General features: G+C 57.8%; 5 protein-coding genes. All 5 read left to right on the top strand.

Translation table 11 applies throughout. The features are described from left to right. Positions 1 to 86: 86 nt before the first annotated feature. The 5 genes from ACYVB2_RS03210 (at position 87) to ACYVB2_RS03190 (ending at position 13,717) form a co-directional block, all read left to right on the top strand. Positions 87 to 1,532 carry a FecR family protein gene (locus tag ACYVB2_RS03210; RefSeq protein WP_382429087.1) on the top strand — a complete coding sequence of 482 codons (1,446 nt, stop codon included), beginning with the start codon at positions 87 to 89 and terminating at the stop codon, positions 1,530 to 1,532. Continuing rightward, positions 1,533 to 3,539, top strand: a complete 2,007-nt coding sequence (locus tag ACYVB2_RS03205) for a CHASE2 domain-containing protein (protein WP_382429089.1) — start codon at positions 1,533 to 1,535, stop codon at positions 3,537 to 3,539. After that, entirely contained in the window at positions 3,517 to 4,950 is a 1,434-nt protein-coding gene (locus ACYVB2_RS03200) for a tetratricopeptide repeat protein (RefSeq protein WP_382429091.1), read from the top strand. Before ACYVB2_RS03205 ends, ACYVB2_RS03200 begins: the two co-directional genes overlap by 23 nt. Positions 4,951 to 5,229: 279 nt before the next feature. Then, on the top strand, positions 5,230 to 8,619 hold the full coding sequence (locus ACYVB2_RS03195) for a beta strand repeat-containing protein (RefSeq protein WP_382429093.1): 3,390 nt from the start codon (positions 5,230 to 5,232) through the stop codon (positions 8,617 to 8,619). Between the two features lie 415 nt (positions 8,620 to 9,034). After that, positions 9,035 to 13,717 (top strand): beta strand repeat-containing protein, encoded by a 4,683-nt coding sequence (locus ACYVB2_RS03190; protein ID WP_382429095.1) that lies wholly within the window; start codon positions 9,035 to 9,037, stop codon positions 13,715 to 13,717. Positions 13,718 to 13,760: the final 43 nt, after the last annotated feature.

Genomic DNA, 13,760 nt, shown 5'->3' with positions numbered 1-13,760 from the left:
GGGGGCGAGGCTAGCCTAGGACTGCAAACATTGCGTGTGATGCGGGTCACGCGCACATGTGGTGCTTTGCGTAAAAATTGGCAAACATGAAACACTACGCCCATTTCGCTCCTTTGTCTGTGCTGGTGCTCGGTCTGGGTGCCAGTGGGTGGGCTTGTGCCCAAGCCATTGTGGGAGAGGCCACGATGGTGATTGGTGTGGCCAGTGCGCTGGGCAGCGATGGTGCCCAACGGGCGCTCGAGCGCGGTGCGGTCATTCGGGTGGGAGATCGTATCCAAACCAGCGAGGGCGGTCATGTGCTGTTGCGTTTTGTCGATGGTGCCCGCCTGAGCGTGCGCCCAGCCAGTCGCCTGCACATCGAGAGCTACAGCCACTCTGCAGACCAGCCCCGGCAAGGGGCCATCAAGTTCCGCCTGGATGAAGGCGTGGTGCGCTCCATCACTGGCGCTTGGGGTGAGGCCGCCCGTGAGCGGTTTCGCCTCAACACCCCTGTGGCTGCCATTGGTGTCAAGGGTACAGACTTTATTGTCCGCTCCCATGCCGACACCACTGCCGCCACCGTCTATACCGGTGCCATCACCGTGGCCCCGCTGTTGGGCGACTGTAGCGCCAGTGTAGGCCCCTGCTTGAATGGCAGTGAAAAACTCCTCACTGCCGACATGAAAGGCCAAATGTTGGAGCTGGCCCGCAGCCAGAGCGCCCCTGTGCTGGTAGCCACAGGGCCATTGCCCCACCCACCCATGCGCCCTATGGCGCGGGCACTCCCCGAGGCAGGCGTAGCCACCACTACAGCCCATGCGGCAGATGTGGCCGCCTCCCCCGAGCCAGCCAGCGCCAAAAGCCTGGCCAACGAGAATTTGGGTGCCACCGTGGCCGCCTATGTGCCACCCCCGCCGCAGGCACCAGCGCCTGCGCCCGCACCGGTGCCAGTGCCCACACCAGCTCCGGCACCAGAGCCGGTGCCAGTGCCTCCCCAGATCTCCGAGCCTGTGCTGCCGCCAGTGGTGCTGCCGCCACAAGTCAACCAGTTGGCCTGGGTGCGCTATAGCTGGGTTAATAAACCCGACAGCGACACCTTTACCCACTCCCTGCAAGATGCGCTGGCCGCCGGGCTAGAAAAGGTGGCAAGCAGTGCTTCCTATGTGCTCTACCGCGCTCCCGGCGGCAACACTGCATTGGCAACCAACAATGCAAGCGAGCCAGTCGTCAATTTCCGGCTGGCCGATGCCACGGCGCATCTCTGGCGCGGCATTGGCCGGCCCGCAGAAGCTGTAGAGGTTGTCAATGGCAGCCTGACGGTAGACTTTAGCCGCAGCACCTTTGGCACCCAGTTGTATGTCAACAACGTCCGCATTGGCACCCAAAACGTCAATGCCAGCGGCACCGTCTTACCCAGTGGCCTGTTGCAGGCCACGGCGGGCAATGCCACCCTGGCGGGTGCCCTGACCCCTGATGGCCGCGAAGCAGGTTACGCCTTCCAAAAAGCCATAGGCTCCGACATGTTGCAGGGCGTCACCCTCTGGGGCCGTTAAGTGCGCTATTTCCGACAAATCCAGCGCCACGGGGTGTTTTTGGGGGGGCTGCTGCTGGCGAGTCTGAGCTGGCTGGCCCTGCAATTGCTGGCGGCTCCGTGGTTGCAAGCATTAGAAGAGCGCACAGGCGATTGGGCTTGGGCTTGGACGGCAGAACACACCCAAGAGCGCCGCTTGGTGGTGGTAGACATAGACGAGCGCAGCCTCTCTGAAATCGGCCCGTGGCCTTGGCCCCGTGCTACCCAAGCCCGCTTGGTGGAGCAACTGGCCCAACTGGGCGCCCGCCAGCAAATTTTGGATGTCGTTTTTACCACCCCCCGCCCTGACGATGCCGCGTTGGCCCAAGCCATTGCCCAGCACCAGCCGGTATTGGCGCAAGTGTTTGCACTGGAGCAGGGGGGAACCCCCTCGGTGGGCCAATTGGCAGGTGGGCTAGACTGGCCCACCTGCCCCGCGCCCTTTGGGCAGGCACAGGGTTATTTGGCTAATACAGCAGCCTTGTTGTCGCAGCCCCCCTTGGGCAGTGGCAGCCCTTCCACCACGCCTATGTCTGTAGGCCATATCACCCCACGCATTGCCCGTGATGGAATTTTGCGCCACCAGCCCGCCATCATTTGCATGGGCAGCCGGGCCTACCCGGCATTGGCACTGGCAGCACTGATGCACGCCGGTGCCGAACCCCGTCTGAGCCTGCAACGCGGCCACTGGTTGCAGGCACCTTGGCTGCTCACGGGCAATCCCGTGCTAGGCGCAGTGCCCTTGAACGAGCAAGGCGATGTGCGCATCCCGTGGCGTTTGCACCCCGACAGCTTTATCAGCTTCTCTGCGGCAGATGTGTTGGCAGGGCGCATTCCGCCGCCACTGGTCGCGGGTGCCTGGGTGCTGGTGGGCAGCAGCGCCTTTGGCCTCAACGACACCATTGCCACCCCCTTTGGGGGTGCAGTCTCTGGTTTGCAGGCCCATGCCCAATTGCTGATGGCCCTGATGGATGGGCGTGTGCCTGCCACCCCGCGTGCTGCCCCGCTGTTGCAAGCTTTGGCGGCACTGTGTGGTGTGGCACTGCTCTATGCCCTGATGCACCCGGCGGTTTTGCCACAGCATGGGCCCGTGTCGCACCGCATGGCCGCCCGCGCCCGCCGCGTGCCAATCTACTTGCTGCCCGTGGCTGGGGCAGGCATTGCTTTGCTGCTGTGGTTGTTGCACGGCGTCTTGCACACCGTGGGCGGCCTGTGGCTGGGTTGGACGGCTCCGGTGCTGTTGGTGCTGCTGGCGGGTATGTATTTGGGGGTGCTGGCCCATGCCCAAAGCCGCCTTGACCGTGACCGCCTCTATGCCCACCTCTCCAGCTACCTGCCCGCTCCAGTAGCGGCGGCACTGGCACTGCAACGCCCCTCTAGCGCCATTGAAGCCCAAACGCGCCAAGTCAGCGTATTGTTTGCCGACATCCGCAACTTTTCTGCTTATTGCGAGGCCCGCCCCCCTGAAGAAGCCGCCGCCGTGCTGCACGCCTTCTTTGCCGCGGCCACCCGTGTGGTACAGGGCCACGGTGGTGTCATCGAGGCCTTTCAGGGCGATGCCATCTTGGCCGTCTGGAACGGCGACCTGCGCCACGGCGACACCGCCAGCAGCACCAACCATGCCCGCCAAGCCTTGCAGGCTGCCATAGAGCTATTGCACACCGTGCAGGGCGTGCTGCCCGACCCAGCCCCTGCCGGGCTGGAGCCGTTGAGTTTGGGCGTGGGGGTAGAAACTGGCCCGGCCATGACTGGCTCTTTTGGGCTGGCCAGCCGCCGCACCCACATGGTAATGGGGCGCACCGTCACCATTGCCAGCCGCTTGGTAGAAATGACGGCGGATTTATCCCACCCCATCTTGGTGGGCGAAGGTCTGGCAGCCCAAGTGGGCGGCGCCGGGTTACAGTCTATGGGCACTTTTTTGTTGGATGGTATGCGCGTACCCCATCATATTTACGCCCACCCACTGGATGCCGAACTCCACGCCCATTAACGCCACCCGCTGCCCTGCCTTACCCCGCTGCGCCTATATGGGTGCGGCTTTGCTGTGGTGGGCCGCTGCGCAGGCGCAGGCACAAAGTGCGGCGGATCACACTCCACCCCCAGCCTCCCCCGCTTGCACCAGCCCTGCACTGCTCAGCACCCTAGATGCCGATGCGCTGGCCACCCACCTGCAACGCTGCTATATCCACCCGGTGTATCTGGCCCGTTTGGGCCACTTGTATAACCTGCAACAACGCTACACCGAGGCCGTAGACCCCTTGGAGCGTGCCCTGCTGTTTGAGCCAGACAACCCCGACACCCAGCTGGACTATGCGTTGGCTCTGGCGGGCCACGGTGACACGGCCTCGGCCCTGAACTTGGTGCTGGCCTTGCAGCAGCACCCCCAACTGCCCCCCACCTTGCGCCAAGGCCTGCAAAAAACCAGCCAACTTTGGGCCAGTGGCGCTGGCGCGGTGCCTGCACAAGGCACCCGTATCAGTGCGGGCGTGCGTTTAGGCCATGACAGCAATTTGCTGGGGGCACCCAACTTGGGCAGCATCACCCTGACCCTGCCCACAGAAAGCATTACCTTGCCAGTGGATGCCAACAGCCGCCCCCGCCCCGGCTGGTTTACCCGCACCGACCTGCGCCTGCACCATGTGCGCGTACAGGCTGATGGCAGCCGTTGGGAACTACAAGCGGCAGCCCTGCAACGCAACAGCCCCCGCCTTAACACGGCCAACAGCACCCAGGCCGAACTGCAACTGGAACACATCCGCCCCGCCACGGCTGCGCGCGCAGGTGTCTTGGCCCCTGCCACTTGGGGGCACTATGCCAGCGCCACCCTAGCCACCTTGCAAAGCCATGCAGGCACCCGCTACACCAGCCAAGGCATGAATGCTGGGGTAGAACTGCCCCCTGCCAGCACCATCACCGGCCACTGCGCCCTGCGCTTGGGGTTGGAGTGGCAAAACCGCCAATTGCACAGCAATGCGGTGCTCTCGGGCCACTACGCTGGCATCAGCAGCCAATGGGGTTGCACCCTGCCCAGTGGTGGCTTGTATTGGCAGCTGACGGCCCGAGCTGGGCAAGACCGCCCCCACGACACCACCCGCCCCGGAGGCGCGCAAGACCAATACAGCCTGCGCGCCCATGCCAGCGTTGCCAGCAGTGCTGCTACCACTTGGCTGCTGGATGCCGAAGCCAGCCACAGCCGTGATGCCACCGGATACAGCCCCCTGCTGCTGAACTACCGCCGCCGCACCACCAGCCGCCTTACGCTGCGGGCCGAGGTGCAACATGCCCTGACCCCCCATGTGGCGGCACTGGTGGGTTTGGAGGCCGTAGCACAAAGCGCCAGCCTGCCACTGTTTGCCCTGCACAGCCGGGGTGGGTATGCTGGGTTGCGGGTGCAGTGGTAGGCTAGGCTGCCTCTGGTCGCTCCCATCTTTTCTGCCTTGTCGCCACTGCCGCGCACAACCTGTGATCCCGGTCACGCATCTGGGCGTGGTGCCCGCGCTACACTGCCCCCCAAGTTGGCTAAACCCGCGTTGTTCAGGTGCATTGCTTTCCGGCACTGCGTGTGATAATGCCTTGGCAAACTTGGTAAGGTGGGGTTTTGCTGTGGCTGGTGTACCAGCCCCCCAAGGCAGGCCCTCTTTAGCAACTTGTTTTCATCCGAAACTTCGCAAAGGAAGACCATGTCTCAAACCGTATTCGGCGCAGAAGCCGTCGTTACTTTCCTGAACCGCGCGTTCAACAACACTGCTCCCGGCAACCTGATCTTCCAAAACCAGGTGGCTGCTGCTGGCACTTCTTCTGCTGGTCAATACGCTTTTGCTGCGCAGTTCGGCCAAAGCTTCTCTAGCCTGAGCGATGCCGATCTGGCCACCAAGGTGCTGGGCAACATGGGCGTGTTGCCCAATGCCGACTTGGTCACTGCCCTGACCGACTACTTCGCCTCCGTGGGCAACGATGCCCGTGGCATCGTAGTGCTGCAACTGGGCCAAATCTTGGCCAACTTGGAAGGCGCTACTGGCGATCTGGCTATCTTCGCTCCCGCCGCTACTGCCTGGAACAATGAAGTTACCCTGTCGTTTGAATATTCGACCAACCCCGCCAATACTGCTACGGTAGATCCGCTGCTGGACATGGTCAAGCCTGTGGCTACAGCCCCCACAGCCACCGTCAATTACAACGAAAACCAAGTAGCCGACGCCGTGCTGGCCACCGTCACTGCCAGCGATAACGTCAGTGTCACTGGCTTTGAAATTTCCGAAGGCAACGATGCTGGCTTCTTTGCCATCAGCGCCGACGGCAAAATCACCCTGACCACCGCTGGCCTGGCCTCCACCGCCAACGATGCAGACGACACCGGTGCCGCTGCCGCCAACACCTTCACCCTCAAGGTCAAGGCTGTGGACGCTGCAGGCAACAAGTCCGACGCCGTTGAAGTCAAGCTCGAAGTCAAGGATGTGGATGACACTGCCCCCACCCTGACTTCTGCTGTGATCGTGGGCACCACTGCCACCCTGACTTTCAATGAAGACCTGCAAGGTAGCCCTGCCGTGGCCGACTTCAAGGTCAAGATCGCTGGCGGCGCTGGTGAAGTGACCATCAATAAGGTGGAAGTGCAAGGCAAGTCACTCGTTCTGACCCTGGCTTCAGCCCCCTCCGCTGGCCAAAGCTACACCGTTGACTACACCGGCACCAGCCTGACCGACAAGGCCGCCACCCCCAATGCCCTGGCCGCCATCGCTGCCGCCGCCTTGGTGACCGACGTGACTGCTCCCACCTTTGCTGCGGGCCAAACCATCTCCTACAAGGAAGGTTTTGCCGATGACGCCGCAGATGTGCTGGGCACTGTGGTGGCTACCGATGCCACAGGCGTGTCTACTTTCAGCATTGTGTCGGGCAACACCGAAGGCTTCTTTGCCATCAGCAATGAAGGCAAGCTGACCCTGACCGCCGCTGGCTTGGCAGGTGCTGCCAACGACTTTGAAACCCTGCCCAATAGCTTCACACTGGGTATCAAAGCCACCGACGGTGCAGGCAATGCCACGACGCAAAATGTGTCCGTGACCGTGACCAACAACACGGCCGACGACGCTGCTGCACCGCTGGAACTGGCCCTGACCAACCAAACGGATGCCAAGGCTGGCGAAAGCGGCGATGACACCTTCATTGGTGACAACGCCTCGGTGCAAGCGGCTGATGTGATCGATGGCAACGGCGGCAAAGACACCGCCCGCCTGACCTTTGCTGCCGGTGCCGATGCCACTTATATTCTGACCTCGCGCGAAGTTGAAACCTTCAAGGTGCAGAACGCTAACACAGCTAACGAAGTGGTGTTTAACGCCATCAACGTAACTGAGTTGGAAAACCTGACCAACAACAACAGCACCTCCACGCTGACTGTGACCAACGTGGGTGCTAATGCGGCTATCGGTGTGGTCGGTGGCAATACAGCAGCCCCTGCTGACTTGAAGGTGACTTACCAATCTGGCAAGAACACTGGCACTGCCAAGATCAACTTGGAAGCAGCCCGTCTGGACGTGTTGGATATCACTGATGGTTTCTCGGCCTACGAAGTCTCCACGACTGGCACCGGTGCTAGCACCATCAATGACTTCCAAGTGCTGACCGATGGCAATGCGGATGGTGATTACGATGATGGTGGCGAACAAGCCAACTTGGCCAACCTGCGCACCATTACTTTCAAGGGTGACAAGCAACTGACCATCACCAATGAAATCGAAGGCGTTACTACCTTCACCGCCACTGACAACTCCGGCGGCGTGCGCGTGGTGCTTGACGATGGTGCAGGTATCAATGTGACTTTTGCTGGCGGTTCGGGCAATGACCGTGTGGATGTGCAAGGTGCGAACCTGACCGCCAATGACAAGCTCGATGGCGGTACTGGCACTGATACCCTGCGCATTTCAGAGGCTGTCACAGGTGCCTCTACTCTGTTGACGACCACCAACGCCGCGAATGTTAAGGGTTTTGAGGTGTTGGAAGTGCGTGCGACGGTGAATAACAGCCCCATCTATGATGTGGATAGCATCATCGCCAACAATGCTCTGACAGGTTTGACGATTTCGGGTGGTGAGACTACTGCTGGTAACACTTTCACAGTCAATAACCTGAATGCAGGTGCCTTGGCTAACATCAAGCTGGAATTGACTGACGAAACCGACCACATTACGCTGACTGGAAAGTCGTTCTTGGCTGGTGGTGTTTCCGATACTGCCACCATTGAACTGAACAATAACAGCGGTGTAGTAGGTACGGGTGTAGATGCCGATGGTATCGATGTCGGAACTCTGACTTTCGCTAATTTGGACGTGCTTAACCTCAAGTCCACCAGCGATGGCACTCCAACCAAAACCATTGGTGGTGCAGAGCAAAACAGCATCACTTCCTTGGCTGCTTCCGATTTGGAAAAAATTGCTATCACTGGCGACGAAGCGATTTCTCTCGCCACTGCTGCAGGCACTCTGCCGACTGAAATTGATGCATCTGGCCTGAACGGTGCTGCGTTCTCTGTTGACACAAGTGCGTCTGCTATCGTCTCGTTGTTGGTTAAGGGTACTGCCCAAGACGACACTATCAAACTCGACAATGCTGCGACCCTGACTTCTACTCTGTATTTGGGTGGTGGTACTGACACTGTGACTGTTCAGGGTGGTGGTACTGCGGCGCATACGCTGAAGTTTGATGCTACTGCCCTGAATGCCGGTGATGTCAAGGCCGGTAATGCCAGCACCGTTACCCTGACAGGTGTTGCGGCTGGTGATACCGTGACCTTGGACTTCTCGGCGACTCTCGAAGGTTTGCTCAAGAGCGGTGGCGTGGTTCTGGGTGCATCGGCTGGTAACGTCAACATCCATGGCACAACCCTGAGCGCCACGACTAACGTTGCTGCCGCACAAGCTGGTGGCAATATGGTCGTACAAATTGACCTGAACGGTGACGGTGCTTATACCGCCAGTGCTGACTACCAAATCACTTTGGTGGGTACGGGTACGAACGATACCTTGGTGTACAACGCTGCTACCGATGTGTTCACCTTCACTGTCGTGGCTTAATCTTTCTCGTAAGTTGGGTTGCGTGTAACCCAACATTGCGCGGTAATCAAGCCACACACCACCGGGTTTCATAACTCGGTTTGTGTCTGCCGCCTTATCCCTTCGGGGGTAAGGCGGTTTTTTCATGTAGGCATTGATGTGGATTGAATGGGATAGGGTAGACGTGTAACCTAGCCTATGCGGTAGGGGTGAGGTTTGGGCGGAGGTGTTCCCCAGCAACACTCACAAAGCTTGTATCTTCCAAGCCACGACAACGGTATCGCCGTGAGTGTAGACAAGGACATTGTGCAAGGTGCCATGTGATAATGGTCAAGCAAGCCAGGTGGGTGTTTTGCCAGTGGATGTTGTCATAGTCCGCATAGGCAATCCCTGTGGATCAACTTGTTTTTACCCGAAACTTCGCAAAGAGAGACTCATGTCCCAAACCGTATTCGGCGCTGCCGCCGTTGTTACTTTCCTGAACCGTGCGTTCAACGATACTACCCCCGGCAATTTGGTTTTCAAGAACCAAGTCAAGGCGGCAGGTGCTACTCCAGCCAGTCAGTACGCCTTTGCTGCACAGTTCGGTCAAAGCTTTTCTAGCCTGAGCGATGCCGATTTGGCTACCAAGGTGCTGGGCAACATGGGCGTGTTGCCCAATGCCGACTTGGTCACTGCCCTGACCGACTACTTCGCCTCCGTAGGCAACGATGCCCGTGGCGTCGTGGTGCTGCAACTGGGCCAAATCTTGGCTAACTTGGAAGGTGCGACCGGCGATCTGGCCATTTTCTCCGCTGCGGCTGCTGCTTGGAATACTGAAGTAACCGAGTCCTATACCTACTCGATCAACCCTGCCAATACAGCCACTACCGATCCACAGAGTGATACAGTCAAGCCTGTGGCTACAGCCCCCACAGCCACCGTCAATTACAACGAAAACCAAGTAGCCGATGCCGTGCTGGCCACCGTCACCGCCAGTGATAACAAGGCCGTGACTGGCTTTGAAATTTCCGAAGGCAACGATGCTGGCTTCTTTGCCATCAGCGCCGACGGCAAAATCACCCTGACCACCGCTGGCCTGGCCTCCACCGCCAACGATGCAGACGACACCGGCACCGCTGCCGCCAACACCTTCACCCTCAAGGTCAAGGCCGTGGACGCTGCAGGCAACAAGTCCGACGCCGTTGAAGTCAAGCTCGAAGTCAAGGATGTGGATGACACTGCCCCCACCCTGACTTCTGCTGTGATCGTGGGCACCACTGCCACCCTGACTTTCAATGAAGACCTGCAAGGTAGCCCTGCCGTGGCCGACTTCAAGGTCAAGATCGCTGGCGGCGCTGGTGAAGTGACCATCAATAAGGTGGAAGTGCAAGGCAAGTCGGTCGTTCTGACCCTGGCTTCGGCCCCCTCCGCTGGCCAAAGCTACACCGTTGACTACACCGGCACCAGCCTGACCGACAAGGCCGCCACCCCCAATGCCCTGGCCGCCATCGCTGCCGCCGCCTTGGTGACCGACGTGACTGCTCCCACCTTTGCTGCGGGCCAAACCATCTCCTACAAGGAAGGTTTTGCCGATGACGCCGCAGATGTGCTGGGCACTGTGGTGGCTACCGATGCCACAGGCGTGTCTACTTTCAGCATTGTGTCGGGCAACACCGAAGGCTTCTTTGCCATCAGCAATGAAGGCAAGCTGACCCTGACCGCCGCTGGCTTGGCAGGTGCTGCCAACGACTTTGAAACCCTGCCCAATAGCTTCACACTGGGTATCAAAGCCACCGACGGTGCAGGCAATGCCACGACGCAAAATGTGTCCGTGACCGTGACCAACAACACGGCCGACGACGCTGCTGCACCGCTGGAACTGGCCCTGACCAACCAAACGGATGCCAAGGCTGGCGAAAGCGGCGATGACACCTTCATTGGTGACAACGCCTCGGTGCAAGCGGCTGATGTGATCGATGGCAACGGCGGCAAAGACACCGCCCGCCTGACCTTTGCTGCCGGTGCCGATGCCACTTATATTCTGACCTCGCGCGAAGTTGAAACCTTCAAGGTGCAGAACGCTAACACAGCTAACGAAGTGGTGTTTAACGCCATCAACGTAACTGAGTTGGAAAACCTGACCAACAACAACAGCACCTCCACGCTGACTGTGACCAACGTGGGTGCTAATGCGGCTATCGGTGTGGTCGGTGGCAATACAGCAGCCCCTGCTGACTTGAAGGTGACTTACCAATCTGGCAAGAACACTGGCACTGCCAAGATCAACTTGGAAGCAGCCCGTCTGGACGTGTTGGATATCACTGATGGTTTCTCGGCCTACGAAGTCTCCACGACTGGCACCGGTGCTAGCACCATCAATGACTTCCAAGTGCTGACCGATGGCAATGCGGATGGTGATTACGATGATGGTGGCGAACAAGCCAACTTGGCCAACCTGCGCACCATTACTTTCAAGGGTGACAAGCAACTGACCATCACCAATGAAATCGAAGGCGTTACTACCTTCACCGCCACTGACAACTCCGGCGGCGTGCGCGTGGTGCTTGACGATGGTGCAGGTATCAATGTGACTTTTGCTGGCGGTTCGGGCAATGACCGTGTGGATGTGCAAGGTGCGAACCTGACCGCCAATGACAAGCTCGATGGCGGTACTGGCACTGATACCCTGCGCATTTCAGAGGCTGTCACAGGTGCCTCTACTCTGTTGACGACCACCAACGCCGCGAATGTTAAGGGTTTTGAGGTGTTGGAAGTGCGTGCGACGGTGAATAACAGCCCCATCTATGATGTGGATAGCATCATCGCCAACAATGCTCTGACAGGTTTGACGATTTCGGGTGGTGAGACTACTGCTGGTAACACTTTCACAGTCAATAACCTGAATGCAGGTGCCTTGGCTAATACCAAGCTGGAATTGACTGACGAAACCGACCATATTACGCTGACTGGAAAGTCGTTCTTGGCTGGTGGTGTTTCCGATACTGCCACCATTGAACTGAACAATAACAGCGGTGTAGTAGGTACGGGTGTAGATGCCGATGGTATCGATGTCGGAACTCTGACTTTCGTTAATGTGGACGTGCTTAACCTCAAGTCCACCAGCGATGGTACTGCTGCTGCAACCGAGCAGAATTCGATTGCGACATTGGTTGCGACTGATTTGGAAAAGCTGGTGATCACTGGTGATAATGCTATTGCGATCACCACCGATGCCACGACCACTGGCCTGACGGAAGTGGATGCCAGCGGTTTGGTTAACAGCAGCAGTGACATTGGTGCCACGGTCAACCTGAGCGCAGACGTTACTGGCGGTGGCGCGCTGCTGATCGGTTCGGCGCAAAACGACTCGTTGACTGGTACCGGCAATGGCACTACCTCTGGCGATACCTTCCGTGCAGGCAAGGGTAGTGACACCATTGTGGTTGATGCAGGTGCAACGGCACAGCGTGATGTGTTTGTGTATACAGCAACAGCTTTGGGTACAGGTGATCTGAGTGCAGGCGATGTGGACACCATTTATGGTGTCCAAGGCGTGGGTGCTTCTTTGGGTGCAACTAGCGATGTCATCACACTTGACACAGCAGTGTTGAACGCTTTGAAAGTGACTGGTACGGTGCTGGGTAGTGCAGGAGCCAATGTAGCGATTGGTTCTACTTTGAGTGCCACTACTAACATTGCTGCGGTAACTAATGGTGCGGATCTTGAGTTGCGTTTTGATCTGAATGGCAATGGTGCCTACGATACCTCCAGTGACTTTGCTATTAAATTGATGGGTCATGCTACCAATAGCGTGACCTATGATGCTGCGACCAAGCTGTTGTATGTGAGTTCTTTTGCGACTGGAGCCACGCTCGGCAATGACACACTGGTTGGTGATGCAAGTGCCAATCGTATTGATGGTTTGGCTGGTAACGATACGATCAGTGCAGCTGCAGGTAACGACACCTTGATTGGTAGTGCAGGAAATGACTCCATGACTGGTGGTGCGGATGCTGACACTTTTGATATCACTACGACGGCAGCAGATACTGATGAAATTACCGATTGGGGTGTGGGTGCAGACGTGCTGTCAGGTACTGCATTTGCAGGTCAGACGCTGAAAGTCACAATTGATAATGCTTCTACCCTTGCTTTTGATGCTTCAACGGCCTTTGCAACCAACGGTATGGTAAGTGTCACTGGTGGTAATGCTAACGATACCATCACGGGTGGTGCAAACAGCGATACCTTGAGTGGTGGTGCTGGTACCGATAGTTTGGTGGGTGGTGCTGGTACCGATAGTTTGGTGGGTGGTGCCGGTAATGACACTATCACTGGTGGTACTGGTAACGATACCATGACTGGTGGTGCTGATAATGACACTTTTATCATTACTACTACAGCAGCAGATACTGATGAAATTACCGATTGGGGTGTGGGTACTGACGTGTTGTCAGGCACTGCATTTGCAGGTCAGACGCTGAAGGTCACAATTGATAATGCTTCTACCCTTGCTTTTGATGCTTCAACGGCCTTTGCAACCAATGGTACGGTAAGTGTCACTGGTGGTAATGCTAACGATACCATCACGGGTGGTGCAAACAGCGATACCTTGAGTGGTGGTGCTGGTACCGACAGTTTGGTGGGTGGTGCTGGTGTTGATGTTATCACTGGTGGTGCCGGTGCCGATACCGTCACAGGCGGTACAGGTAATGACATCTTTGTGTACGAGACTGTGGCTGATTGGAGCGTGACTGAAACTATTACCGACTACGGTACTGCTGCTCAAAACACGACTGCTCTTGACAATGCACCAATCGCTGGTCTCAATGGTGATGTGTTGCGTTTTGACTATAGCAATATTGCTGCGATCACCGGTTTTGTCGGTGTGGCTGGTAATTTGGTCACTACCATTCCATTGACAACAAACGGTTCTACCTTGCTTGCTGGTGCGCTTGTTCAAGGTGCTGGTGCACAGGTTGCAACCGCAGCCTTTGCACAGTTCTTGTACAACAGCACAACAGGTCTTTTGTCTATCGACGTTGACGGTACAGCAGGTGCCACAGCAGTGGTTGACATTGCTTTGATTGGTACTGGTTTGACCTTGACCGGAACTGACATTCTGTTTGTGGCTTAATTTTCTTCGTCAACATTTCTCATCATTTTGAGGGGTGTTGATA

The sequence above is a fragment of the Giesbergeria giesbergeri genome, assembly GCF_054779375.1.
Note: the sequence above shows the minus strand (reverse complement) of the source record. Positions and strands in the feature narration are given on the sequence as shown.

What these genes read in the sequence shown, in the direction of transcription:
- ACYVB2_RS03210 (WP_382429087.1), top strand. Translation starts at nt 87, where the DNA reads ATGAAACACTACGCCCATTTCGCTCCTTTGTCTGTGCTGGTGCTCGGT.
- ACYVB2_RS03200 (WP_382429091.1), top strand. Translation starts at nt 3,517, where the DNA reads ATGCCGAACTCCACGCCCATTAACGCCACCCGCTGCCCTGCCTTACCC.
- ACYVB2_RS03195 (WP_382429093.1), top strand. Translation starts at nt 5,230, where the DNA reads ATGTCTCAAACCGTATTCGGCGCAGAAGCCGTCGTTACTTTCCTGAAC.
- ACYVB2_RS03190 (WP_382429095.1), top strand. Translation starts at nt 9,035, where the DNA reads ATGTCCCAAACCGTATTCGGCGCTGCCGCCGTTGTTACTTTCCTGAAC.